At 47.3% G+C, this 24,186-nt stretch carries 27 protein-coding genes; 23 read left to right on the top strand and 4 right to left on the bottom strand.

The annotated features are described in order from the left end of the window. Positions 1–105: 105 nt before the first annotated feature. Positions 106–312 (bottom strand): ferredoxin, encoded by a 207-nt coding sequence (locus EL268_RS17315; protein WP_047068940.1) that lies wholly within the window; start codon positions 310–312, stop codon positions 106–108. 103 nt (positions 313–415) lie between these two features. After that, the gene (locus EL268_RS17310; RefSeq protein ID WP_106652995.1) at positions 416–1,327 is read right to left on the bottom strand and encodes a hypothetical protein; all 912 of its coding nucleotides are present in this window, start codon (positions 1,325–1,327) and stop codon (positions 416–418) included. 78 nt (positions 1,328–1,405) lie between these two features. On the opposite strand from EL268_RS17310, the gene EL268_RS17305 reads away from it, so the two are divergent. The 6 genes from EL268_RS17305 (at position 1,406) to EL268_RS17280 (ending at position 7,236) form a co-directional block, all read left to right on the top strand. Continuing rightward, entirely contained in the window at positions 1,406–2,521 is a 1,116-nt protein-coding gene (locus EL268_RS17305) for a YpbB family protein (RefSeq protein WP_106652996.1), read from the top strand. After that, complete coding sequence (locus tag EL268_RS17300; RefSeq protein ID WP_106652997.1) at positions 2,518–4,029, top strand: RecQ family ATP-dependent DNA helicase; 1,512 nt, start codon at positions 2,518–2,520, stop codon at positions 4,027–4,029. Before EL268_RS17305 ends, EL268_RS17300 begins: the two co-directional genes overlap by 4 nt. 16 nt (positions 4,030–4,045) lie before the next feature. Next, a complete protein-coding gene (locus EL268_RS17295) occupies positions 4,046–4,624 on the top strand; it encodes a CPBP family intramembrane glutamic endopeptidase (protein ID WP_106652998.1) in 579 nt (192 codons plus the stop codon). Further along, a complete protein-coding gene (locus EL268_RS17290; RefSeq protein WP_106652999.1) occupies positions 4,621–5,298 on the top strand; it encodes a LysM peptidoglycan-binding domain-containing protein in 678 nt (225 codons plus the stop codon). Before EL268_RS17295 ends, EL268_RS17290 begins: the two co-directional genes overlap by 4 nt. 50 nt (positions 5,299–5,348) lie before the next feature. Continuing rightward, a complete protein-coding gene (locus tag EL268_RS17285; RefSeq protein WP_106653000.1) occupies positions 5,349–6,263 on the top strand; it encodes an NAD(P)/FAD-dependent oxidoreductase in 915 nt (304 codons plus the stop codon). Between the two features lie 373 nt (positions 6,264–6,636). Continuing rightward, positions 6,637–7,236 carry a genetic competence negative regulator gene (locus EL268_RS17280; RefSeq protein ID WP_007723994.1) on the top strand — a complete coding sequence of 200 codons (600 nt, stop codon included), beginning with the start codon at positions 6,637–6,639 and terminating at the stop codon, positions 7,234–7,236. Positions 7,237–7,309: 73 nt separating this feature from the next. Here the strand turns inward: EL268_RS17280 and EL268_RS17275 are convergent, their stop codons facing one another. After that, positions 7,310–8,053 carry a PIG-L deacetylase family protein gene (locus tag EL268_RS17275; protein ID WP_106653001.1) on the bottom strand — a complete coding sequence of 248 codons (744 nt, stop codon included), beginning with the start codon at positions 8,051–8,053 and terminating at the stop codon, positions 7,310–7,312. A gap of 310 nt (positions 8,054–8,363) precedes the next feature. On the opposite strand from EL268_RS17275, the gene EL268_RS17270 reads away from it, so the two are divergent. Continuing rightward, positions 8,364–9,653, top strand: coding sequence for a Glu/Leu/Phe/Val family dehydrogenase (locus tag EL268_RS17270; protein WP_106653002.1), 1,290 nt, complete (start codon positions 8,364–8,366; stop codon positions 9,651–9,653). Positions 9,654–10,290: 637 nt separating this feature from the next. Here the strand turns inward: EL268_RS17270 and EL268_RS17260 are convergent. Beyond that, positions 10,291–11,262: an asparaginase gene (locus tag EL268_RS17260; RefSeq protein WP_106653003.1), complete on the bottom strand. Its 972-nt coding sequence runs from the start codon at positions 11,260–11,262 to the stop codon at positions 10,291–10,293. An 82-nt stretch (positions 11,263–11,344) separates the two neighbouring features. Here EL268_RS17260 and prsW point away from each other — a divergent pair, with 82 nt between their 5' ends. The 16 genes from prsW (at position 11,345) to EL268_RS17185 (ending at position 24,117) form a co-directional block, all read left to right on the top strand. Beyond that, positions 11,345–12,019 carry a glutamic-type intramembrane protease PrsW gene (prsW, locus tag EL268_RS17255; protein WP_106653004.1) on the top strand — a complete coding sequence of 225 codons (675 nt, stop codon included), beginning with the start codon at positions 11,345–11,347 and terminating at the stop codon, positions 12,017–12,019. Positions 12,020–12,039: 20 nt separating this feature from the next. Continuing rightward, the gene (locus tag EL268_RS32850; RefSeq protein WP_007716480.1) at positions 12,040–12,198 is read left to right on the top strand and encodes a hypothetical protein; all 159 of its coding nucleotides are present in this window, start codon (positions 12,040–12,042) and stop codon (positions 12,196–12,198) included. A 48-nt stretch (positions 12,199–12,246) separates the two neighbouring features. Then, positions 12,247–12,885, top strand: a complete 639-nt coding sequence (locus EL268_RS17250) for a cell wall hydrolase (RefSeq protein ID WP_106653005.1) — start codon at positions 12,247–12,249, stop codon at positions 12,883–12,885. A gap of 32 nt (positions 12,886–12,917) precedes the next feature. After that, positions 12,918–14,285, top strand: a complete 1,368-nt coding sequence (gene ypeB, locus EL268_RS17245) for a germination protein YpeB (protein WP_106653006.1) — start codon at positions 12,918–12,920, stop codon at positions 14,283–14,285. A gap of 115 nt (positions 14,286–14,400) precedes the next feature. After that, entirely contained in the window at positions 14,401–15,084 is a 684-nt protein-coding gene (locus EL268_RS17240; protein ID WP_106653007.1) for a flagellar brake protein, read from the top strand. 25 nt (positions 15,085–15,109) lie between these two features. Beyond that, positions 15,110–15,292, top strand: coding sequence for a hypothetical protein (locus EL268_RS17235; protein ID WP_106653008.1), 183 nt, complete (start codon positions 15,110–15,112; stop codon positions 15,290–15,292). Between the two features lie 206 nt (positions 15,293–15,498). Beyond that, the gene (gene cmk, locus EL268_RS17230) at positions 15,499–16,170 is read left to right on the top strand and encodes a (d)CMP kinase (RefSeq protein ID WP_106653009.1); all 672 of its coding nucleotides are present in this window, start codon (positions 15,499–15,501) and stop codon (positions 16,168–16,170) included. Continuing rightward, the gene (locus EL268_RS17225) at positions 16,167–16,760 is read left to right on the top strand and encodes a lysophospholipid acyltransferase family protein (RefSeq protein ID WP_106653010.1); all 594 of its coding nucleotides are present in this window, start codon (positions 16,167–16,169) and stop codon (positions 16,758–16,760) included. Before cmk ends, EL268_RS17225 begins: the two co-directional genes overlap by 4 nt. A 185-nt stretch (positions 16,761–16,945) precedes the next feature. Continuing rightward, on the top strand, positions 16,946–18,118 hold the full coding sequence (rpsA, locus tag EL268_RS17220; protein WP_088907210.1) for a 30S ribosomal protein S1: 1,173 nt from the start codon (positions 16,946–16,948) through the stop codon (positions 18,116–18,118). Positions 18,119–18,193: 75 nt separating this feature from the next. Then, positions 18,194–19,246 carry a type 2 isopentenyl-diphosphate Delta-isomerase gene (gene fni, locus EL268_RS17215; RefSeq protein WP_106653011.1) on the top strand — a complete coding sequence of 351 codons (1,053 nt, stop codon included), beginning with the start codon at positions 18,194–18,196 and terminating at the stop codon, positions 19,244–19,246. An 85-nt stretch (positions 19,247–19,331) separates the two neighbouring features. Then, the gene (locus EL268_RS17210) at positions 19,332–19,967 is read left to right on the top strand and encodes a YphA family membrane protein (RefSeq protein WP_106653012.1); all 636 of its coding nucleotides are present in this window, start codon (positions 19,332–19,334) and stop codon (positions 19,965–19,967) included. Between the two features lie 7 nt (positions 19,968–19,974). Further along, positions 19,975–20,880, top strand: coding sequence for a YIEGIA family protein (locus tag EL268_RS17205; RefSeq protein WP_106653013.1), 906 nt, complete (start codon positions 19,975–19,977; stop codon positions 20,878–20,880). Positions 20,881–20,883: 3 nt separating this feature from the next. Next, complete coding sequence (locus EL268_RS17200) at positions 20,884–21,066, top strand: capping complex subunit for YIEGIA (RefSeq protein WP_106653014.1); 183 nt, start codon at positions 20,884–20,886, stop codon at positions 21,064–21,066. Positions 21,067–21,119: 53 nt separating this feature from the next. Further along, positions 21,120–22,433 (top strand): ribosome biogenesis GTPase Der, encoded by a 1,314-nt coding sequence (gene der, locus EL268_RS17195; RefSeq protein WP_047069483.1) that lies wholly within the window; start codon positions 21,120–21,122, stop codon positions 22,431–22,433. 15 nt (positions 22,434–22,448) lie between these two features. Then, positions 22,449–23,051, top strand: coding sequence for a glycerol-3-phosphate 1-O-acyltransferase PlsY (gene plsY / locus EL268_RS17190; RefSeq protein WP_106653015.1), 603 nt, complete (start codon positions 22,449–22,451; stop codon positions 23,049–23,051). A gap of 13 nt (positions 23,052–23,064) precedes the next feature. Next, positions 23,065–24,117 (top strand): NAD(P)H-dependent glycerol-3-phosphate dehydrogenase, encoded by a 1,053-nt coding sequence (locus tag EL268_RS17185; protein ID WP_106653016.1) that lies wholly within the window; start codon positions 23,065–23,067, stop codon positions 24,115–24,117. Positions 24,118–24,186: the final 69 nt, after the last annotated feature.

Below are 24,186 nucleotides of genomic sequence, written 5' to 3'. Positions count from 1 at the left end.
CGGGAAGTTGTCGATCATTCGTTCAGTGGAGGAGAGGAGGGAAAAATGAAAAACCTCTTACATACCGAAGTACGTAAGAGGTCTCTTCCATTAGTAGATGGAATACTATTCCACTTTAATAGAGTCGGTCGGGCATCCTTCAGCAGCATCACGAACATCGTCATGCAGGATATCCGGGATTTCAACACTGTTAGAGTTGTCATCCAACTTGTTGAACGCAAGGCCCTCATCGTCGTAATCAAAGACGTCAGGAGCCGTGGCGCCACAAGCACCGCAAGCAATACAAGTATCTTTATCTACCCATGTAGTCATCGTGGTTTCACCTCCCATACCGAAGTGGTACGTCCACTATCATAGATCATTGTATGCTCTTGGTGACAAGATTTCAAGATTGAATCAGTCTAAAAATGTACGACTACTTATAAAGAGGGATTTCAGGCGCCTTCAGCACAGAGTAGAGCTGAGTATTCAAACGTTTAAAATCTCCCGCAGATACTGCATCCGTCGCGTTCAAAATCTTTACGGCAGCGGCTAAATCCTTGATTCCTAGCGCTTGAACTTCATTAGAAGCGATGAGCAGATCAAGTCTTGCAGTCAGGTCCTCAGGATTATAGCTGCTCCATTGATTGCTTGCTGACATGGCGACAGCTGCGAGATAGGTGCGGTAATGGAACGGATACTGCTTCCACTGCGCGGTGTTAACGGCTTCAGGTACTTGCTTCGGCATGGCTTGTTTCACCACATAAGCCGATTCCCAAGATGCGATGGAGTGATACACCATTTCCTGTGCGGTTAGCCAATTATTTTGGAAAAGCGTCAGGCTAGCTCCAATGGAAGCAGGCGTAGCATTATTTTGATCGGAACGAATCTGCTCCATACTATCCAAATACGCCCGTACACTGTTCGTAAAAGTGGTGTGAGCTTGTCTCAGCATGGGGGATGTCGGCAAGGGAACGTTCTTCTCCAGCTCTTTCCTTGTCTGGTCAGCTAATTTGCTGAGCTGTTTCAAGCCATCCGTCCGTTCAGTTTCGTTCATTTGATTCCATTTATCCATCGTATCAAAATGTGCTTGCTTCAGATCAAGCATCGGTGCATAAACGGCATAGTAAAATCGGATAAAGTCCTGTTCGTTGTAAAGCTTTTGCTCACGCAGCAGTTTTTCTTTTTCGGCTTCCTTTTTCTCAGCTTCGAGTACGGCGGCTTGTTCCGATTCCAATTGTGTCTTCATATAATGGGCCCCGAAAAAAAATCCACCAACTGTGCATGCAAGTGTTATGATGATCATGTACGCCATCATAAATTCAGTTCTTTTCAATCGTTTTGTCATACTATCCTCCAAATCCATGATGCAGTTTACTTCGCTTACCTTCGCTTTGAAAAATATAGAATGATGTAAGGAGTACCAATGAACAGTCGGAACAGTGCGGCAGAGGAGCAGGACCTTTTATGTGCGGTCGCCTTGAATGCCATGTTACCTCTGGCCAATGAACGAACGCTGCAATCAGCCTACTACATACTGCGTGGCAGAAAAGCCAATCAGACACTGCAAGATGTGCATTTGTATACCCTTTATCCGTATTATCGGATGTTTTCTCGTTTTCCAAGAGAGGATTGGGAGAAAATAGTTTCAACTTTATTTCAGTCGGGCTGGATTTTACCTGTTGATGCAATTGGAACGAACTCGAAGCCGACATTTACCTTTTCTGATACAGGATTGCAGCATGCCAAACATACGTACCAAAAATATCGGTTTGATGTATGGTTCGCACCTTTTACACAGTCCGATTTGGCGGAGCGAATCGAGCCATTTTGGAGCAGGCTTCATCTTATGGTGCAGACGATCTCACAAATGCATCATGGTGATCTGGGCTTCATTCCGGTCGTTACGGACAAGACGACACAGCGCTGGGTTAAAAACCAATTGGCTGATGGGGCAATGCGAAATGCTTGGAAACAGAAACTGTCTGACGAGCTCTATCGACTGTGGGAGCCCTTGGATGAGGGTGTGCAGGAGCTTTTGTTTTGTCAACTGTCAGGAGCAGGACAAGTGGGCAAGACCATGAGGCAAATAGCAGATATTCGCCAAACGAGTCGTAGCTATCTCATGCTGCAATTTCGTTACGGACTTGCCGCGTCGATTCAGACGCTGCTTGCAGAGAGCAATCATTTTCCTCTTTTATCAAAGCTTGTCACAGAATCGCACAAGCTTGATCCACGTTTGACTGAAAGTGCTGCTCGAACGTACGCACTGCTTCAGACTGGCTGTGACAAAAAAGACATAGCGAAGAAACGACAAATGAAAGAGAGTACAATAGAAGATCATTTGGTAGAGATTGCCCTGCGCTGTCCGGAATGGGATTTGACAACGTATTTGCCGAATGAGTTGGCAAAAGAGATCGTGGAGACGAGTGAGCGCCTCGATACAAGCAGACTCCGGCTCATCAAGGATCAATTGGAAGCGACAGTAACGTATTTGCAAATCCGATTGGCACTGGCACGAGCGACAAGGGGGGCAAAATGAATAAACAGCTCATGTACGACAGATTAAAGCTGCATTTTGGATACGACTCGTTCCGCCCCGGTCAGGAGTCCATTATTGAGCGTCTACTGCATGGAAGAAGCGTTCTCGGGTTATTAGCAACAGGTGGCGGGAAATCAGTGACGTATCAGCTGCCAGCAATGCTTTTGCCGGGTCTGACCGTCGTGGTTTCCCCGTTGATCTCCTTGATGGTCGATCAAGTTCAGCAGCTTCGCGCGCGAAAAAAAATTCCGGCTACCTATTTGAACAGCATGCAGGATCCGACAGAGTCCCGCGAAGTCTTAAAAGGGCTCTCAGAAGGCGCGTACAAGTTGTTGTATATTTCTCCAGAAAAACTTCAACAGTCCTATGTCCAACAAGTGTTAAAGCGGGCGAGGGTGTCTCTGATGGCCATTGATGAAGCGCATTGCATCTCGCAATGGGGGCATGACTTTCGTACAGATTACTTGCGATTGCCGGAAGTCGTGAAACAATTGGGAGCACCTCCTGTTCTGGCTGTAACGGCAACTGCGACAGCGACTGTTCGTGAGGAAATTTGCAGCTTGTTTTCCATTGAAAAGGAAGACGTCGTGTTGCAGTCCCTTAATCGGGCGAATATCGCCTATGATCTGGTTGAAGTTTCAGAGGAAAGAGACAGGCGTTCGTATGTATTTGATCAGATAGATCGATTGCAAGGCCCTGGGATCGTTTACTGCAGCACGCGACAAGCGGTAGATGTGTTGGCAGCCTCTTATCAACTCGATGGGAAAAAACGCGTTCACGGTTACCACGGGGGCATGAACAGCATGGAACGAATGCTGATCCAGTCCCAATTTCTCGCGGGAGAGCTGGATGTTATTATTGCAACCAATGCATTTGGTATGGGAATCGACAAGCCAGATATTCGCTACGTCATCCATTATCAAATGCCAGCCAGTTTGGAGGCATACGCACAAGAAATCGGGCGGATCGGCCGAGACGGCAAGCCAGGGTATGCGTTGCTTTTATTTTCGTGGGACGATTTGCAGATTCATCAGCACATGCTGGAGAAGGAGTACCCGACACAAGCGCAAGTTCAAAAATACGAGCAGTTATGCAACGCCGGAGTACCCTTGACGAATGAGGCCTTGGCGATGATGGATATATCCGAAGAAATGGGGGCGCTTCTTGCCTTTTATAAGGAAAGAGTACTGGCATCATACGAAGCCGCTGCTGCGGGAGAGACGTATCCGAAGGCTCAAATCATTTGGCAGGAAACGGAAAAAAGAAAAGGCTTTAAGCAAAAAAAGCTGGCAGAAATGGTGTCTTACGTAAGAGGAGAAAACTGTTTGCGTTCGAGCATCAATACGTATTTTAAAGAAAATGATCATCAATTTGATCTGTACTGCTGTAAGAAATGCGGTCTAACGAAGGATGCGTATTTCCAAACGAATGACAATGCAAGCGTAAAGAATGAACAAATCAAATGGAATTTGCGGCAGGCGTTAGACACTCTTTTGCCGAACAAATAAAGGAGAGAAACATCGAGTGAGGGAAGATCGGCTAGAGGTGGATGAAGCCACTCTTCGGCTGAATCTATGGTTGACACAAGGAATCGTGATGGGAGTGGCTGCTTCCGGTAGCTTATTGGTGCTGGGCTGGGATGCTACTCTGACCTTGTTTACTTTGCCAGGCTGGAATGCCGTGCTGTGGGCCGTGTTTGTAGCCGTAGGTATTATCATTGCGAGTATTTTCATGGATCGTTACTTGCCTAAGCGATGGCAAGATGATGGCAGTATCAATGAAAAAGTTTTTGGCGCCATGTTACCATCTACCACGATTCTCGTCTGTATGGTAGTAGGAGTGGGAGAGGAATGGCTATTCCGTGGGGTCATTCAATCGCTTACCGGGAATTTTTGGAGCAGTCTTATTTTTACACTGATCCACGTGCGTTATTTGAAAAAACCGCTCATGATCATAAGTGTATTTGGTACAAGCTGGATATTGGGACTCTTGTTTTCCCACTATCAGTCCCTTTGGCCCTCGATTGTGGCTCATATCCTTATTGACGTCATGTTAGCTTTTTATTTACAAAAAACGATCAAGAAAAAGGGGGAGGAAGAGTGAATCTCGAGCATAATCCATTACCACCCCGACGCTCCCGTCATACTCGCCCTAAAGCGTCGTTCTCGTTTAAAAAGTGGATTCAACCGGGATTGTACTTGTTTGGATTCGTCTTTTTCGGGTTGATTGGTCTCGAGTTGTACAGGGCCAATGTCCCACATGAGTCCGCGGCTTCTGGTAGTGTTGAAGTGAAAGATGTAAGCAAAGCGAGTGCCACTTCGCAAGGAAGCAAGGCAGGTGAAAAGGAGCCTGTATCCGTCATTCTTCCTGATACGGCTGATCCCAACGCAAGCGTGACCAATTCACCTGCCAAAGCGAAAACGCCCGAATCAAAACCAGTTGAGGCTGCAGTGAAGACGACCTCAAGCGTACAGACACCTGCTGCAAGCCCAGTCCCAGCCCAAACTTCGACTGCTACGCCAGTAAACAAGGCAAATCAGATCGCGAGTACTTCTACTAGCAAAGTAGCTACACCGGGAAAAAAAGCTTCAACACCGTCTACAACAAAGTCGAAGGTCGTCAAGCATGTGGTGAAGAAGGGTGAAACGTTGTTTATGCTGTCACGAAAGTACTATGGAAATAATTCGAATGTAGGACGAATCGCAAAATACAACGGGCTTCAATCAGAAGCAGGGCTCGTCGAAGGAAAAATTGTTTTGGTTCCCCTCGTTCAGTAATGAGATTATGCTCCACTGGCAATGCTATCGGGAAAAGGATAAGCAGGTGGATGCAAGTGGAGTATGATACGGTCATTGTCGGCGGCGGGATTGCAGGGCTTCAAACCGCAATTCAACTTGCAAGATGCCTTCGACGCGTTGCAGTCATTGACATGCCGGGTGGTCGATCAACAATCGCCAAAGCCTACCGAAACATTCTCGGATTTTCGGAGGGGGTTAGTGGCGATTTTTTGCGTCAAGTGGGGAGGGAGCAAGCACAAAAATACGGTGCAATCTTTATTACAGATGAGGTAACAAAGCTTGCTACTGACGCAAGCGGCTTATTTTCGATAGGTACGAAAAATGGCATACATACGCTTACTTCGCGAACGTTGGTTTTGGCAACTGGCATTCGTGATCCGTTTCCAACGATCCCCGGCTTCTCTGATTGTATAGGGATATCGATTTTCTTGTGTCCCGACTGTGACGGCTATGAAACAGTTGAGAAAGACACGGCCATCATAGGAGCAGGCCTACACGCTGTTTCGATGGCAGAGGAACTTATTTATTATACAAACAGGTTAACAGTCATTAACCATGCAAAAGTGCACGTGGATACGCAGGCTCTCTTTGGACTGAGCCATCGAGGGATTATGTATCGAGAGGAAAAAGTATGTGCTCTTCATCATACGGCGGGGCAATTGCAAGAAATCGTACTCACTTCAGGTGAACGCTTGTCTGTAGAGAGAGCATTTCTTGCCTTTCCTGGTGCTCATGCTTTGACAGAGCTTTTACGTGGTTTTTCCGTGCAAATTCATGAAAAGGGCCACATCCATACGAATCCACGAACCAAAGAAACCGATCATCCCAACATATGGGCTGTTGGAGATATCAATGAGCATTCTCAACAAGTATCGATTGCCATGGGCGATGGAACACAGGCGGCCATTTGGATTCAAAAACGGCTGCGTGAATATGAGACGTAGAAAAACGCCGATTCTGGGCGTTTTTTCATGTACAAACCTTTATGAATGAGAAGGAACCCGAACTAGCAGAGCCAAATATAAATACATAAGAAGAACATGAAGGGGAACTTTTCCTGGGAAAGCGCAGGAAATGACAGGTAACAACAAAGTTTCTTTTTCTGTGAGTAGATTCGACATCGATAGGCGAATGCAGTGTAGGTGTCATGGTAGCTTTGTTCCAGTAACTAAATGTGATATGATAGGACTACCCCGTATTTTCCAGTCCATCAAAAAATGGATGAATGCCAACAGGTATTCGCCGGAGAATGTGGAGAACTCTTACAGGCTTACCATCATATTTTGTAGTACGACTGGATGGCGAGGAGGGACAGTCATGCGTGTTGAACGCCTTGGTCAAGATAAAATACGAATCTTTTTAACTTTTGACGACCTCTCAGAGCGCGGGATAGAAAAAGAAGACATGTGGCGTGACATTCCTAAAGTTCATGAACTGTTCAACGACATGATGGAACAGGCTTATCACGAATTAGGGTTTGAGGTATCAGGGCCTGTTGCAGTTGAAGTGTTCGCCTTGCCAGCTCAGGGAATGGTCGTAATCGTAACGCGAGGCAAGACGGGCTCAAAGGACGGAAAAGAAGAAGAATTCGAAGACGAGGATGTATACGAGCTAGAGGTCACATTGGAAGAAAGCGATTTGATCATGTATGCCTTCCGGGACTTTGAGCATATGGTCGAAGCCGCCCATCGCATTAACGCCCTTTTGACCAATGGCGGAGCTGCCTACTTCTACCAGGGGAAATATCATCTGGTACTGGAGGAAGTCGACTTGGATCAAGAGCGTTATCACAAGCTAATTGCGATCCTCTCTGAGTACGGAGAAGCGACGCCGATAACGATTTATGTGTTGGAAGAATACGGGAAAGTGATCGTTGCCGACGATGCTGTAAAAGAAATATGCAGGCATTTCACGTAATCAAAAAAGAAATGTCTGGGAATATAAAACAGCACCTAGTCAACCAACTAGGTGCTGTTGCTGTCTGTACAGATTATGCTAGGCCGTCAAAAAAATCAGCCTCTTTACCTTGAATGGTATAGTTCGGAAGACTGTGCCAAGCCAAGATGTAATGATTGTTTGGCGGAACAGAATGGTGCTCGCCTTTTGTTACACCTGGGAAAACGCGTTCTACCGATAGGTGCTGTGTTCTGTGCGCCCGCAAGGCATCTGCTACTTTTGGCATATATTCAGGGGCGTAAATGATCGTCGTAATGCTCTCGATTGGATCCGTGAAGGGAGGCTTAATCGTACCAAATCCTTCCTCGGATGAGCGAGTCGCATAATAAAGCTTTCGCACACTCGTATCTGGGCCTAAAGAAATGACAGCCTGGGTAGTAGCATGACTAATCGCCAAATGGTCAGGATGTCCGGAGATGCCATGTGGTGCAAACGTGACGACGATTTCCGGTTGGATCTGGTGAATAGCCTGGTGGATACGAGTAACGAGCTCATCTACGGGCACTGTGTTTAGGAACTTATCCTGATATTCCCAGACGTCTACCTGATCGAACCCGAGTATGGCACAAGCGTCGCGAAGCTCTTGCTCACGAAAGCGGGGGAGTTCTTCCGGTGTGCATAACGGTGGTTCACCAGCTTTCCCTGCTTGCCCTTTTGTTGCACACAATAGATGAGTGCTGGCCATTTTGGTTTCACTATATTTGGAAATGGAAATCCCACAAGCAAACGTTTCGTCATCGGGATGGGCAAAAACAAACAAAATAGACTTTTTTTTCATAAAAACACCTCCGTGAATAAACTTCCACTATTACTTTTTCCATTATGGCATAAATCCACTAATCCTGTAATGAAAGAAACAAGTTTGGGGACAATACAAGCATGACTGACGTGAGTTTGAAGCTGTTTGTACAAAATGCAGTCTGTAAAAGCGATTTCAAAATGGATGGGAAATAATTGAATGATTATGCAAAACAAGGCACGAAAACGTTTTCGAAATGGAAAAAAAACATTTTTAAGCTTCTCATAAATGATACAAGCGTGTATACTAAAGGCGGCATTGACCGAAAACATTTTTGAGGTGGTAAGTAATGGGTAATCAAGACGTGGTAACCGAAAGCACCGAAGGGAAAGAAAAGCAAGAATCATTGAACTTGCTCCATTCAACTCAAACGGTGATCAAGGAAGCACTGGAGAAACTAGGTTACCAAGAATCGATGTTTGAACTCTTGAAGGAACCGCTACACGTTTTGACTGTACGTATTCCGGTTCGCATGGATAATGGCGAAGTAAAGGTGTTTACGGGCTATCGTGCACAGCACAACGATGCAGTAGGTCCGACCAAGGGGGGCATTCGTTTCCACCCGGAAGTTACTGAGGATGAAGTTAAAGCACTTTCTATCTGGATGAGCCTCAAAGCAGGTATCGTCGATCTGCCATATGGCGGTGGTAAAGGCGGTATCATTTGCGACCCGCGTGAAATGTCCTTCCGCGAACTGGAAAGACTGAGCCGCGGTTACGTTCGCGCAATCAGCCAGCTTGTGGGCCCTACTAAAGACATTCCAGCACCGGACGTCTTTACGAACTCACAGATCATGGCGTGGATGATGGACGAATATAGCCGTATCCGTGAATTTGACTCCCCTGGTTTCATTACGGGTAAACCAATTGCGCTGGGTGGTTCCCATGGCCGCGAAACAGCTACTGCGAAAGGTGTAACGATTTGCATCCGTGAAGCAGCGAAACGTCGCAACATTGACGTAAAAGGTGCTCGCGTAGTAGTACAAGGCTTTGGTAACGCTGGTAGCTACTTGGCTAAATTCATGCATGATGCAGGCGCTAAAGTCGTAGGTATCTCTGATGCATACGGTGCGCTGCATGATCCGAACGGTTTGGATATCGACTACTTGCTGGATCGTCGTGATTCCTTTGGTACAGTTACTAAACTGTTCAACAACACGATTACCAACAAAGAGCTTCTTGAACTGGAATGCGACATTTTGGTTCCGGCAGCGATCGAAAACCAAATCACAGCTGCAAACGCTCACAACATCAAGGCACAAATCGTAGTAGAAGCGGCAAACGGCCCAACTACACTGGAAGCGACCAAGATTTTGACTGAGCGTGGAATTCTTCTGGTTCCAGACGTACTGGCAAGTGCCGGTGGTGTGACTGTTTCCTACTTCGAGTGGGTACAAAACAACCAAGGCTACTACTGGTCTGAGGAAGAAGTAGAAGAGAAGTTGGAAAAAGTAATGGTTCGTTCGTTTGAAAGTGTATACAACATGTCTCAAACACGTCGCGTTGATATGCGTCTGTCTGCTTACATGGTTGGTGCCCGCAAGATGGCTGAGGCGTCTCGCTTCCGCGGTTGGGTATAATTTTTCAAACAACCCTCCATATATTGAGAAAACATGGCTTCGCCGTTATGGCGGGGCCTTTTTTATTGAGGGCGTGTGATGTGGCTGTAGTGGAGAGAAGAATATTTCCAGTCTAGGCTCCAGGCTCCGTCCTGCTGGGGGTTAAGACTGCCCGCTCCGAAGTGATTCGCGGGGAAACGCAAAAGTGGTAGCTGCTTCGTAGCGCGGGCACGTTGCGTTTCTTTTGCCCGCGAATCCCTTCTCCGCTTGGTAGGACTCCACAAGTCGCTACGCCTGGAAATATTCTTCTCTGGCGTAACTGATCACATTCTTCAATCTTTTTAAGGCAACTAAAAACCAGTGGAAAGCTCGTAGAGGAAACAGGAGAAAACAGCGAAGATCTTAGGGACACCGACCGAGACGGAATGCAAAAAGCGAAACACGCCCTTAAGCGGCCACCTCTGAAAACACATCCTGAGAGGACCACTTTGGCCGCGGTTTCGCTTTTTGCATGGAGGCGGGCAGTCTAACCCACAGGGGGTGGCCCTAGAAGCTGAGCGTTTTCTCCTGTTTCCTCCACGCCACAACAGCACCGTTCAAGTTATGTTTTAAAGGACAAAAAACCTCCTGAAGAGCCAGGAGGTCACTGTCATATACTTTACTGGTCGAACAACAGCTGCAGTTCTTTGAAAGTCCGTGTTTTTTGCAGCGTTACAATTAACTTGAGACGTGCCTTTTGCCCATTCAAACCATTGGAGAAGATGATCCCCATCTCTTTGAGTTTGCGGCCTCCGCCTTCATAGTCATAGATGTCCTGCACCTGGCCATTATAGCAACGCGAGACGAGCACAATTGGCACGCCTTTGTCCAGTAATTGCTGGAGGGTAGGAATGATGGCGGGAGGGAGATTCCCTAATCCGAACGCCTCTACAACAAGTCCGTCAATGGATTGCTCCAACAAAAATTGAAGCCAGGAAGGCTCCATGCCAGCAACTGCTTTGATCAGCGGCACATTCGCATCTGCATGGGTAATGGCATAATGCTCTCGATCCAGTGGAGCATGGTGGTATTGTACGCTTTTTTTCGCAATGGTTCCAATCGGTCCATATTGTGGCGACTGAAAGGTAGCGACATTGCTCGTGTGTGTTTTGGTTACGTGACGTGCTGCGTGAATTTCGTCATTAAAAACAACGATTACGCCTTTGTTCAAACTGTCAGAGTCTGCGGCTGCTCGAACGGAAGAAATGAGATTAACGGGACCGTCAGCACCGAGCTCATTACTGCTGCGCATGGCTCCAGTCACGACAATCGGGACGTTAACCGACAATGTCAGATCCAGGAAGTATGCGGTCTCTTCCAACGTATCAGTCCCATGGGTAATGACAATGCCATCATAGTGATCATGTTGAAAGGCTTCCTCAATATCGAGCCGCAGCTGATTCATGATGGCAGGAGTCATATGAGGGCTAGGAAGGTTGAGTACATTTTTCATGGTGACATCCGCGTGTTTTTCTAAAAAAGGAAGGATTTTGTTGACTGCTTGATCATCCAATGGCTTTACGCCTTCTGAGTCATCGACAGACATGGCAATCGTACCGCCTGTGTTCACTACCAAAATTTTTTTTGACATGATCTCTCTCCTGTAGCGGGTTTTCATCAACCAGTATTCATGGTACGATGAACAATAGTCTTGTGTAAAGGAGTAATAAAAGATGATTGCTTTGATCGGCGCGGCAGTTGCCCCCGGTATCGCCATCTTAAGTTACTTTTACCTGCGTGACAGTCTCGAACCGGAGCCGATTTCAATGGTGATCCGGTCGTTTATCTTTGGTATGCTGCTGGTTGTACCGATTATGGTGCTCCAGTACATCATGCAGAATGAATGGAACTGGCGGGATGGCATAGTCGCGGAAATTTTCCAATCCGCAGTCGTGGAAGAATTTTTTAAATGGATGGTCATCTATTTTACGGTTTATAAACATTTGGAATTTGATGAGCCATACGATGGAATTGTTTATGCGGTTGCGGTGTCACTTGGTTTTGCTACGTTGGAGAATTTGTTCTACCTCGTTATCAATGGAACGAACATCGCCATCTGGCGTGCCTTTCTGCCGGTATCCAGCCATGCGTTGTTTGCGGTGTGGATGGGCTATTATCTCGGACGGGCCAAGTTTTCCAAGGACGCCAAACATGAGCGGCTTTTTTTATGGATGTCGATTACCTTGCCGATCTGCTTGCATGCCCTGTACAACGTGATCTTTTTGGCAGTGCAAAATTGGTTGGTAGTGATTGTCCCATTCATGCTCGTTTTATGGTGGCAGGGCTTAAAAAAGGTACAAAGAGCACACGATTTCGGTTCTAAAAATCTCTCTTCACGTCCACAATAGACGGTAAGGAGGAGACGTGCGTGCTAAAAACCGAACGAGCAAAAGTGACAATTCAATGCAATGTATGTGGAGAAAAGTTTACACTGCGTGGTCATCGAGAACCTGGAGGGCAAATAGAAACAGGGTTCAAACAGTGCCTATGTGACAACGACAAGCATTTTCGGATTGACGAGTCCTGATCTTTTCCATTCCCAATTGAAAAAAGCGCGACAAAACTATGTGGGCCGATGCAAATAGCATCGGTCTTTTTCTATATCCAGATTTGCATGCATAATCCAATCTTCCTCCACCAACACTATGCAAAGATTTCAATACATGCCAAGGAGGATTCAGCCGTGCGTACAATCTGGATCGCAGGTGTGTTGGTGATGTTGGTAGCAGCGGGCTTGAGTGGATACAAGGTTGTCTGGAAGGAAAAGAATGTAGCTGCCGTACAAAAAGAGCAGATGGCTGCACCTGCTGCAAAGAAACAAACGGCCAAAACCAAAGCCAGCTTTCATCCTTCTCGGGTCTCTGACAATGATTTGAAAATCATGGCGAATGCTGTTTACGGGGAGTCAAGAGGAGAGCCGTTTGAAGGGCAAGTAGCTGTCGCAGCCGTTATTTTGAACCGCGTCAAGAGCCCTTCGTTTCCTGATACGCCCTCGGCTGTGATATTCGAACCCCGCGCTTTTACAGCAGTTGCTGATGGTCAAATATGGCTTACACCGAATGAAAGTGCGACAAAAGCAGTGAAGAATGCACTAAACGGCTGGGACCCGACGGGAGGCTGCACGTACTATTTTAACCCGGATACAGCAACATCCGGTTGGATATGGACCAGGCCGCAAGTCAAAAAGATCGGGAAACACATCTTCTGCAGATGATGGATGCGTAATCAAAGGAGGAGTGGCAAGGGATGGTATATGGAGCAACAGCACGCGTGTTATTTCCCGTTGCCCTGGTTGCCTTAATAGGCGCTGGTGTGTGGGGATATCAGGAGCACAATGAGAAGAACTCGGTCCTGATCAAAGCGGAGAACTCATACCAACGAGCTTTTCACGATCTCACTTATCATGTGGACAAGCTGCACGATGAGCTTGGCAAATCACTGGTGGTCAACTCTCGCAAACAAATGACCCCAATCTTGACGAATGTTTGGCGGCTTGCCTATGCAGCACAAGCGGATGTCGGACAACTCCCATTGACATTGATGGCGTTTAGTAAAACCGAAGAAATGCTATCAAGAGTCGCAGATTTTTCCTATCGTGTCGCTGTTCGTGATCTGGACAAGCAGCCATTGAGTCAAAGTGAATACAAGACATTGAAGAGCCTGCATACCCAAGCAAAGGATATCCAGGATGAGCTGCGCAAGGTGCAAACCCTCGCGATGGACAAACAATTGAGGTGGATGGATGTCGAGACGGCATTAGCGAATAATGATAACCATGAGGACAATACCATCATCGACGGATTCCAAACCATTGAGAAAAAAGTGCAGGAATATCCTGATTTAGACTGGGGCGTCGGGATACAGAGTCTCGATAAGAAAAAGCAGCAGCGAATCAAAGGGATCGATGGCAAGCCCGCCACCAAAGAGGAAGCAGAGAAGAACGCACTGGCGTTTCTCGGGTTGAAGCCAGGAGATGCGAAAGTAGAAATAAACGAGAACGGCAAGGGCCAGGAATACTCGGCGTATAGCGTACGTGTCACGCCAAACGGGCACAAGACATCCATTAACCTCGATGTCACCAAACGCGGTGGAAAAGTTGTGTGGATGATGAACGAGCGTGACGTCGGCGAGGAAAAGCTGGACATGAAGCAGGCGGAAGAAAAAGGTCGCGTGTTCTTGCACAACCATGGATTTGACAATATGCAGGTTTCTGAGATTGACAGCTACGATCGCAACGCACTCTTTACGTTTGTTCCTGTTCAGGATGGCGTCAGAATTTATCCGGACGGGGTGGTCGTCGAGATTGCGTTGGACAATGGAGAGGTTACTGCCTATAACTCGACGGAGTATCTGTTTAATCACAAAAAAAGAATTCTCTCACAGCCCCGTCTCTCCAAAGAAGAAGCAAGGAAAAAAGTCAATCCAAGCGTAAAAGTGACGGATCAGCGACTTGCCCTTATCGAAGGGAAAAACGATGGGAAAGAAGTATTGACGTGGGAGATGACAGGCAGCTTTGAAGGAAATTCGTACATGGTCTATATCAACGCAATGAATGGAGAAGAAGAAGAAGTTGTGAAAATGGAAACGGGATCAGGACAGAACGAAGGACAATAGTGTTTAAAAAAACATGGGGAAAGCTAGTTTTTTAGCGGCTTTCCCTATTTGCTGATTCGAAACAAAAGGGTATATAATGGAAAGGGTGATAGGGAAGGGGAGGAACATTTACTTTATGATGCTTCCACGAATTGGACAAACAATAAGACTAAACTTCACGAGTTCCTCAGAAGAAACGGAACTGCAAACTTTCAAAAGCCGTGTGGCTGATTTGAAGGATGATGTAGCTTCCATTGAGCTGCCAACCTGCGAAAACACTGGACGGACTGGGATATTTCAACCAGGGACGGAATGCTTGGTTTGGTATGTTGGCGAGGATGGTTCACGCTATGAATTCCGCACTGCGATTGTCGGCAGGCAAAGCAATCACATTCCTGTACTGCTTTTGCAACTGCCGGTCAAAGAGGAGATTGTGCGCACACAGCGACGAAACTACTTGAGAATTGACACCACGGTAGACATCGCAGTCAAACTGGATGATCCGATTCGACGCTATCATTTTCTGGCACGAACGCTGGATATCAGCGGTGGTGGTCTGTCTTTTAGCTGTGAGGAAAGCTATCATTTGAAGGAAAAAGACAACTTGCACGTTTGGATTTCCCTTCCAAGTAAAAGTGGACAGGTTCAACACGCTTTTGTTGTGATGGAAATCGTCAGACAAAAACCGGCAGAAGAAAAAGGTTTGCACCAATGGATTTCGGGTAAGTTCACCCAAATCAGTGAGCAAGATCGGGCAAAAGTGGTTAGAGCGTGTTACGAGAGACAGCTAGAGCTTCGCAAAAAAGGCGTTGTGGATTGACGCTTCATCAGAGGAAGTGACCCTATTGACCAGTCAGTACAACGATCGTTTTCGCAGCATTTCCAAACGCGTAGAAAAAGGCATCATGATTGGAATTGTCGTATGTGCGATTGTACTGACTATAGGCGAAGTCCTCATTCAGTACGTACCCGCAAGACTCGTATTAATCGAAACAGAGCGCTTGGAAGGCGTGTCCAGAGAGCCCTAAGGGTTTGCGCATGCTTCCATACTATGGTACTATTATAGATAACATAGAAAACGGTCTTGGATCGTTTTTTAGACCGCTAGTGGTCACAGCCAAATTCGAAAAACGCCATATCGTTTTTCATCACACAAAGAATGGGAAAGGGCTTCGACAGAAGCTTTTCTTGTTTTATTCCCATCCGAACTAACGTACATAGCAGGTGAGAAGTAATGAACATTGCCATTGATGGACCAGCGGGAGCAGGCAAAAGTACTGTCGCCCAAAAAGTAGCGGGACAACTGGAATACGTGTACATTGACACGGGTGCCATGTATCGTGCCCTCGCTTGGGCAGTCCACCATCATCAGCTCCCTATCAACGATGAGTCTGCAGTTTCCGAACTTTTGCAAAAAAACAAGATTCACCTGATTCGGGAAAACGGACAGCAACATGTATACTGGAATGAAATCGATGTCACAAGCTGGATACGTTCCACAGAAGTGAGCCAGTACGCCTCCATTGTTGCGAGCTACGGTTCCGTACGTGAACAAATGCTTGTGCTCCAGCGACGATTGGCTACTCAAGGCAATGTCGTCATGGACGGGAGAGATATCGGTACGCATGTTTTGCCAGATGCAGATGTGAAGATATTTCTGACGGCCTCCATCCAAGAGCGTGCAGAACGCCGCTGGAAGGAACTACTCGCAAAAGGTACCCAGACCGACTTGGCTGAGCTGGAAAAAGAAATCGAAGAGCGAGATCGACGGGACATGCAGAGAGAAGTAGCACCGTTGCGCCAGGCGGAAGATGCCGTTTTGGTAGACACAACAGGAATGACCATTGATCAGGTGGTCGATCGCATCTTGCAAATCTGCGAGCGAACGGGAGAGTCAACCCATTGAGTTACTATCGTTTATTCAGAGGTTTTTTCCGCATCATTTTTTCGCTTGTCTTTCGTTGGCAAGTGATCGGGCGTGAACATATACCTAAGGAAGGCCCAGTGATCCTTTGTGCCAACCATATTTCTTTGTGGGATCCACCCCTTCTCGGGAGTGGTATCGAGCGTCAGGTTCATTTCATGGCCAAAGAAGAGCTTTTCAAAATTCCGGTCTTATCCTTTTTGATTACCAAATTTGGTGCATTTCCGGTCAAACGGGGTGCAGGAGATCGTGCGGCCATTCGCACGACTCTCAAATTGCTGGAAGATGGAAAAATCTTTGGAATCTTTCCAGAGGGAACCCGTAGCAAAACAGGGGAACCAGGGGAAGCAATGCCGGGTGTGGCGATGTTTGCTCTCAAGTCAGAAGCCGCGGTCATTCCGGTAGCCATTATCGGGCCATATCGACCGTTTCGTTCCATTATGATCGTTTACGGTAAACCGATCGATCTGACTCAACTGCGCGAGGCCAAAGCAAGCGCTGATACGTTGAAGGAAGCGAGCGATCTGATTATGGAGCACATCAAGCAATTACGGAACCAGCATCTCTCTTAGCAAACGGTATAGAATTGCGAAAGGGACGAATACTAAATTTGCTGGAACTTACTGGCTTCATCAGTACTAACTGCCAGCCTTCAGGCGACAGTTAAAAATATACATGCTCCCGCTTCGTGTAGTAAGGTTGTACACAACCTGTACATAGACGTTTGGGACTGGATGGTATTAAGGAGGTCTTTTGAATGATGGAAGAAACGAACGTAAGCTTGACGGATGCAACAACCATTTCCGTAGGAGATGTCGTAAAAGCGACCGTAACAAAAGTTGAGGACAAACAAGCGCTTGTAGATCTAGGCTACAAGTACGATGGTCTGATTCCTATCAGCGAACTGTCTCCACTGCATGTTGAAAAGGTATCTGATGTAGTAGCGGTTGGTGATACTTTCGAAGTGAAAGTCATCAAGCTAAACGACGAGAAAGAAGAACTCGTTGTTTCCAAGAAAGCCGTAGCGATGGAATCCTCTTGGTCTGATCTTGAGCAAAAAATGCAAGCGGGTGAAATCATCGAAGCGACCGTGAAAGAAGTAGTGAAGGGCGGACTGGTTGTTGATGTAGGCGTTCGCGGCTTCATTCCGGCTTCCATGGTAGAGCGTCATTTCGTTGAAGATTTCTCCGATTACAAAGGCAAGACGTTGGCTTTGAAAGTAGTAGAAATGGATAAGGAAAAGAATAAAGTCATCCTTTCCCACAAAGCGGTTTTGGAAGACGAAGCAAAAGTGCAAAAGCAATCCATTATGGATAAGATCCAAGTGGGTCAAGTATTGGAAGGAACGGTTCAGCGCATGACCGATTTCGGCGTATTCGTGGATATCGGTGGTGTTGATGGATTGGTTCACGTATCTGAACTTGCTTGGAACCGTGTAGATAAGCCGTCCGATGTCGTGAAAGAAGGCGACAAAGTACAAGTGAAGGTCCTCAAAATTGACCGTGAAAACGAACGCATTGGCCTTAGCATCAAGGAAACGCAAGCAGGACCTTGGGCGAACGTTGCAGAAGATTTCAAAGCGGGCTCTATTTTGAATGGAACGGTAAAACGTTTGGTGTCCTTCGGTGCATTTATTGAGCTGGCTCCTGGAATCGAAGGCCTCGTACACATCTCCCAAATTGCAAACCGCCGGGTGAATACACCGAGTGAGGTGTTGAAAGAGGGCCAAGAAGTACAGGTGAAAGTTTTGGATGTTGTTCCGCAAGAACAGCGCATTAGCCTCAGCATCCGTGCAGTAGAAGAAGATCGTGTGGAGCAGGCAGAACGTGCGAGCAAGCGTGAACAGCAACAATTCACACAAGAAAACAACCAACCAATGGGCGTGACATTGGGCGAGTTGTTCGGTGATCTGAAAGACAAGTTCAAGTAAGAGAAAAGTAGGATTCATGGGGATACGCTCTGGCGTATCCCTTTTTTCTGGGAGTGAAAGTCTAGGAGGGGTACAATGGATCGTCGTTCGATTAGAAAACTGGACCATATTCGAAATGCCCTTGTCACTGGGGAAGACGGTGCGAATAGCTTTGATGATGTCAGCTTTGTTCCGAACAGCTTGCCGAATGCAGCGTTTGCTGAAACCTCACTGGACACCGAGATCGCATCCTTGCGACTCTCCTCACCGATCATGATTAATGCGATGACAGGTGGGGCTGGTGGGACTACGCAGATCAATCAAAAACTGGCGATCATTGCGAGGGAACGCAATCTGGCTATGGCTGTCGGCTCCCAAATGGCAGCTCTGCGTGATCCAGATGTTACGGATAGTTATCGGATTGTCAGAAGGGAACATCCACAGGGGATTTTATTTGCAAATGTGGGGGCGGAGGCGACAGTGGAGCAGGCAATAGCAGCAGTGGAGATGATAGAAGCGAACGGACTGCAAATCCATCTGAATGTCATGCAAGAGCTGTTGATGCCTGAGGGGGATCGGGATTTTCGCGGCTATCTCGACAGGATTCAAGCGATCAGGGAGAGCCTGGATGTGCCGGTTATTGTCAAAGAAGTCGGTTTTGGCATGGCGAAGGAATCAATCGAGAAGCTCATAGAAATCGGGATCAGAACAATCGATGTGGGTGGAAGAGGCGGAACAAATTTTGCTCAAGTCGAAAATATGCGAAGTGAACATCCTCACGTCATGTTCGAGGATTGGGGATTCACGACGGTGGAAAGCTTGCTGGAAGCGAATGCTGTCGGTCATCCGGGAATGTCGTATATAGCAACAGGCGGTGTTCGTCATGGACTAGATGTAGTCAAAGCCGCTTCTTTAGGCGCCTCCGCTGTCGGGATGGCAGGGGCAATGCTGCGTCTGGTTCAACGCGAATCTCTGGAAGAATGCTTGTCTACCGTCGACAGATGGCATCATCAGATACGTGTGGCGATGACGGTGCTAGGAATGAAAGGGTTGGATGACGCCGTTTGTACTCCTGTTATGATCACGGGAAAAACAGCAGAGAGAGCCAGGCTTCGTCACATGCAATTGGAGAGACTGGCGCAACGTTAGGTAGTGGACGAGCATTCGATTCATGAAATTTCCTTGGTTGAGGCATACTTTTGGGGGAGACAACCATCATTTTGAGGAGATGAACATGAACGAGGGAACCGTTGCGATCCTTATCCAGTGGTCTTTGCTTTGTCTTGTCTGGATGGGAAGCTTTGACTTGCAGCTGCGAAACATGAAGATGGAACGCAGACGAGTGCTCGCAGTGATCAGCGCATTTTTAATTTGTACGTTTGTTAGCTGGGAAATCTATTTTGCCCCGATTCAAGTTAGTCTAAGTGGAACGATATTGCCACTGATCGCAAGCATCATCCTTTACACTAAGCTCACGTCCAAAATACGCAGATTGTACTTGCTGAGTGCGCTGGCAACGGCCCTTTTGCTATTTTGGCTGCGCTGGCTGTTTTTTACCGATCCGATCTTGCTGTTTTGGGATGAGAGGATCATCGTACCCGCTGTTGGAGTCAGTACGATTTTTTTGATGAGCAGAACCTATCTGGGACAGCTGTTTCAGCTCACGCTCTCCATGCCGCTCGCAGATGCGATTCATTCGCTGTATTTTTGGAAAATGTCAGGTTCCTGTCACTGGGGATCGGAGTATGCACAAGATCTGCTGTGGAGTAGCCTATCACTATGGGCTCTCGTCAGCTTAGTCTGGTCTGCGATTCGTCGTATCCTTGGCAGAACAGAAACAGAGTCTTCCCATTCCGATACGGGCAGGTGACGCTAGGGTGTTGAAGGAATTGCTAGCTTATGAATATGTTTTTCCTTTAGTTCTGGGCTTCCTGTTCGGCATTATGTGCCGGATTCATCTTTTGCGAACAGATTATCGACAATATCCAACCTATCCTCACGGAAAAATTATTCACGTTTCACTTGGGGTTATCGCATCCGCGCTCGGAGCGTTAGCGATTCCTGCGCTGCTCAAGGAGAATTACACGGCAGTGACATTTTTGACGGTGGCGGCTCAACAATTTCGCGATGTCAGGAACATGGAACGCACTACGCTCACGGAGATTGATAAGCAAGAGCTGGTGCCCCGTGGTGGCCCTTATATCGAAGGAATCGCAATGGTGTTTGAGGGACGCAATTACATGGTCATGTTTACCTCTTTGGTGACAACGACGGCTACCATCCTTTTTCATTGGTGGGGGGGTGTCATTGCGGGTGTCATCGCCCTGATGATCTCTCGCAAGCTGCGCTCTGGAAAAACACTGTCGCTGATTGCAGAGATCGAGCCGGGCGAAGTGAGAGTGGATGGAAAAGACTTGTATGTCAACGATATTTACATCATGAACGTCGGGTTGGCAGATGCCCAAGAGATCATACGTGAGCAAGGTGTAGGCTTTATTTTGACGCCGAGGGATGCCAATGCCAAAGTCACAATTGCCCACCCAGGACAGCGGCAAGCGATTTTGCACGATGTCGCGACGCAGCTTGGCGTTTATACAGATACGGGAGAGCCATCACTAACACCGCTGGTAAAACGTGATATACAGTCAGGGAGACTGGGTGTATTTTTATTGCCGCAAGAAAAAAATTTGGAACGCGCAACGTCCGTCATTCGTGCAGTCCCGATTCTCGAAAGCGTCTTCCGAATGCCAACGAAGACTAGAATCGTGAAAAAGGAGCTGTAGGCCATGACAGGATCCATCTTGGCGGTGATTACGACGAACAAAGACAGGATTGCGGGTGGTGTCCCGATTTTTATCGAGTCTACTACGGAGAAGATGCAACAAACAGCTTTCACGCTGGAAAAGATACTGGACGCGATGGTGCATGAAGTGAGCGACGATACCCTTATCATTGTTCGGCATAAGTAGTGTATGGTATGATTAGCTAGTCAAAACGTAAATGAGAGAGAGTGTTGTTGATTATGGGATTACCAGTGGTAGCCATTGTGGGGAGACCCAACGTGGGGAAGTCCACGATTTTTAACAGATTGATTGGCGAACGAGTCGCGATCGTGGAGGATATGCCGGGAGTAACCCGTGACCGCCTGTACGGGAAAGGTGAATGGTTAACGCATACTTTCCATGTGATTGATACCGGTGGAATTGAGTTTGGCGAGACCGACGAGATTCTTACACAGATGCGTTACCAGGCAGAGCTCGCGATTGACGAAGCAGATGTCATCATTATGATTGCAGATAGCCGCACAGGTGTGACAGATGCGGACGTTGAACTGTCACGGATGCTGAATCGGACAGGAAAACCTGTCGTACTCGCGGTGAACAAAGCGGATAATCCGGAAATGCGTGCGGATATTTACGATTTTTATTCCTTGGGTCTGGGCGAGCCATTCCCTGTTTCTGGTAGCCATGGCCTTGGCCTGGGCGATATGCTGGAGGAAGTGGTTCAGCATTTCCCAGCAGAGGATGACGAAGAGAAAAGAGACGATGTTATTCGTGTATCCATCATCGGTCGTCCAAACGTCGGGAAGTCTTCCTTGACGAATGCGATTCTCGGTGAAGAGCGAGTCATTGTCAGTGATGTTGCCGGAACGACCCGTGATGCGATCGACACGCCATTTGAGCGTGATGGCCAAAGCTACGTTCTCGTAGATACGGCAGGTATGCGCAAGCGTGGAAAAGTGTATGAAACAACGGAAAAATACAGTGTGATGCGTGCGATGCGTTCCATTGAAGATTCCGATGTCGTTCTTGTTGTCATTAACGGGGAAGAGGGCATTATCGAGCAGGATAAGAAGATCGCGGGTTATGCACATGAGGCTGGCCGTGGGGTCATTATTATCGTGAACAAATGGGATGCTATTGAAAAAGACGACAAAACGATGCAACGCTTCACAGAATTGATCCGCGAAGAATTTAAATACCTGGATTACGCTCCGATCATGTATGTGTCTGCAAAATCGAAGCAACGTGTCCATACAATTCTACCGAAGGTCAATGAAGTAGCTCAAGCACATGCGATGCGCATTCCTACCGCGGTTCTCAATGATTTGGTAACAGATGCGACGATCCGTACACCTCCACCATCTGATCGCGGCAAACGCTTGAAGATCAACTACGCGACACAGGCAACAGTGAAACCACCGACGTTCATTCTGTTTGTGAACGATCCGGAACTTATGCACTTCTCCTATGAACGTTACATAGAGAACAAGATCCGTGAAGCCTTTGTATTTGAAGGCACACCAGTTAGAATCTGGACACGGAAAAAAACGTAGGGAGAGAAAAACGCCATGGTGTTATTATCCTGGGTGCTTAGCTATTTAATCGGTTCTATTAGCTTTAGCTATCTTATCGCCAAAAAAGTCGCAGGAATTGACATACGTTCTCATGGCAGCGGAAATGCCGGTGCAACCAATACCCTAAGGGTGTTAGGAAAAGGCCCCGGCATTGCCGTTCTCCTTCTTGATGCATTAAAAGGAATAGCTGCGATGGGACTGACTCACCTGATGACAGGGGACCCGGCAGCGTATGCAGTGGCAGGCTTGTTTGTTATCGCCGGTCACAATTGGCCGATCTTTTTTGGATTCCGGGGGGGAAAAGGCATTGCGACCACGCTGGGTGTCGTGTTAGGGTTTTCTCCCTTGGCATTTTTGATCGCTGCCGTGTTGGCTGTCATCGTCATTGCGATCACTCGATTTGTTTCATTAGGATCATTGGTTATCGTAACGGTTATTCCATTTACCCTTTACTTGTTGGACAAACCTGTTTCCTTTATTTGGGCGAGCTTGGCGATCGCAATCTTTGCTTACATTCGTCATTATAATAATATCCGCAATCTTCTTTCAGGAAACGAACGGAAACTAGGAGATAAGTCCAACCGGAAGCTGGGATAATGTACGAACGGACATGAGAAAAGTGGAGGGGGACGTATTGATTCAAAATGTTACGGTGATTGGGGCCGGAAGCTGGGGAACGGCACTTGCTACAGTTTTGGCGGACAACGGGCATCAGGTTACGCTTTGGGTTCGGGATACCAAGCTGGCAGAAGAAATAAACAGCAAGCATGTGAATGAAAAATACCTGCCGGGTGAAAAGCTTTCAGCTAACATTGTGGCGACGGCCAACATTCAAGAGGCTGTAGTAGGCAAGCGCATTGTTCTGCTGGTCGTTCCTTCCCATGCCATGCGCCAAATTTGTCAGCAACTGGCTCCATACCTAGAACCGGATGTCCTTTTGATTCATGCGACAAAAGGCTTTGAACTGGAAAGTCTGAAGCGAATGTCAGAAGTCATTGCAGAAGAGGTGCCAGGTGAGATTGCGTCCAGATTGGCTGTGTTGTCAGGACCAAGCCATGCCGAGGAAGTAGTCAAACGGCAACCAACGACAATTGTGATGGCGTCTGAATCGGAAGAAAGCATGCTGCGCTCGCAGGATTTGCTGATGAATACGAATTTTCGTGTGTATACCAACCCGGATTTGATTGGCGCTGAGATCGCCGGAGCGTTGAAGAACATCATTGCACTTGGTGCAGGCATGTCTGATGGCTTAGGGTATGGAGACAACGCCAAAGCAGCCTTGTTGACCCGTGGTTTGGCGGAAATTAGCCGTCTGGGCATCAAACTTGGTGCTAAGCCGCTTACGTTCTCAGGCTTGGCTGGTGTTGGCGATTTGATTGCCACATGTACGAGTAAACACAGCCGAAACTGGCGTGCAGGCTATATGCTCGGACAAGGAAAAAAACTCGATGACGTACTCGCACAGATGGGTATGGTCGTTGAAGGTGTTCGCACGACAAATGCAGCCTTTTCCTTATCGCAACGCGAGCAAGTTGAAATGCCAATCACTTCTGTCCTGTATGGTATGCTGTTTGAAGGAAAAGAAGCGCGTCAAGGCGTGGAAGAACTGATGGGGCGCGGAAAAACCTTTGAGATGGCGTACCTCAATCCCGATGCGGAATAAGTCATGAATGAAGTATCACCGATTTAGGCTTCTGCACATACGATAGGGTGAAAGCCCATGTGCAGGAGG

It is taken from the genome of Brevibacillus brevis, from assembly GCF_900637055.1.
Classification (GTDB): domain Bacteria; phylum Bacillota; class Bacilli; order Brevibacillales; family Brevibacillaceae; genus Brevibacillus; species Brevibacillus brevis.
This window is presented reverse-complemented; position numbering and strand designations above follow the sequence as displayed.

What these genes read in the sequence shown, in the direction of transcription:
- EL268_RS17315 (WP_047068940.1), bottom strand. Translation starts at nt 312, where the DNA reads ATGACTACATGGGTAGATAAAGATACTTGTATTGCTTGCGGTGCTTGT.
- EL268_RS17310 (WP_106652995.1), bottom strand. Translation starts at nt 1,327, where the DNA reads ATGACAAAACGATTGAAAAGAACTGAATTTATGATGGCGTACATGATC.
- EL268_RS17305 (WP_106652996.1), top strand. Translation starts at nt 1,406, where the DNA reads ATGAACAGTCGGAACAGTGCGGCAGAGGAGCAGGACCTTTTATGTGCG.
- EL268_RS17300 (WP_106652997.1), top strand. Translation starts at nt 2,518, where the DNA reads ATGAATAAACAGCTCATGTACGACAGATTAAAGCTGCATTTTGGATAC.
- EL268_RS17285 (WP_106653000.1), top strand. Translation starts at nt 5,349, where the DNA reads ATGCAAGTGGAGTATGATACGGTCATTGTCGGCGGCGGGATTGCAGGG.
- EL268_RS17280 (WP_007723994.1), top strand. Translation starts at nt 6,637, where the DNA reads ATGCGTGTTGAACGCCTTGGTCAAGATAAAATACGAATCTTTTTAACT.
- EL268_RS17275 (WP_106653001.1), bottom strand. Translation starts at nt 8,053, where the DNA reads ATGAAAAAAAAGTCTATTTTGTTTGTTTTTGCCCATCCCGATGACGAA.
- EL268_RS17270 (WP_106653002.1), top strand. Translation starts at nt 8,364, where the DNA reads ATGGGTAATCAAGACGTGGTAACCGAAAGCACCGAAGGGAAAGAAAAG.
- EL268_RS17260 (WP_106653003.1), bottom strand. Translation starts at nt 11,262, where the DNA reads ATGTCAAAAAAAATTTTGGTAGTGAACACAGGCGGTACGATTGCCATG.
- prsW (WP_106653004.1), top strand. Translation starts at nt 11,345, where the DNA reads ATGATTGCTTTGATCGGCGCGGCAGTTGCCCCCGGTATCGCCATCTTA.
- EL268_RS17250 (WP_106653005.1), top strand. Translation starts at nt 12,247, where the DNA reads ATGCAAATAGCATCGGTCTTTTTCTATATCCAGATTTGCATGCATAAT.
- ypeB (WP_106653006.1), top strand. Translation starts at nt 12,918, where the DNA reads ATGGTATATGGAGCAACAGCACGCGTGTTATTTCCCGTTGCCCTGGTT.
- EL268_RS17240 (WP_106653007.1), top strand. Translation starts at nt 14,401, where the DNA reads ATGATGCTTCCACGAATTGGACAAACAATAAGACTAAACTTCACGAGT.
- cmk (WP_106653009.1), top strand. Translation starts at nt 15,499, where the DNA reads ATGAACATTGCCATTGATGGACCAGCGGGAGCAGGCAAAAGTACTGTC.
- rpsA (WP_088907210.1), top strand. Translation starts at nt 16,946, where the DNA reads ATGATGGAAGAAACGAACGTAAGCTTGACGGATGCAACAACCATTTCC.
- fni (WP_106653011.1), top strand. Translation starts at nt 18,194, where the DNA reads ATGGATCGTCGTTCGATTAGAAAACTGGACCATATTCGAAATGCCCTT.
- EL268_RS17210 (WP_106653012.1), top strand. Translation starts at nt 19,332, where the DNA reads ATGAACGAGGGAACCGTTGCGATCCTTATCCAGTGGTCTTTGCTTTGT.
- EL268_RS17200 (WP_106653014.1), top strand. Translation starts at nt 20,884, where the DNA reads ATGACAGGATCCATCTTGGCGGTGATTACGACGAACAAAGACAGGATT.
- der (WP_047069483.1), top strand. Translation starts at nt 21,120, where the DNA reads ATGGGATTACCAGTGGTAGCCATTGTGGGGAGACCCAACGTGGGGAAG.
- plsY (WP_106653015.1), top strand. Translation starts at nt 22,449, where the DNA reads ATGGTGTTATTATCCTGGGTGCTTAGCTATTTAATCGGTTCTATTAGC.
- EL268_RS17185 (WP_106653016.1), top strand. Translation starts at nt 23,065, where the DNA reads ATGAGAAAAGTGGAGGGGGACGTATTGATTCAAAATGTTACGGTGATT.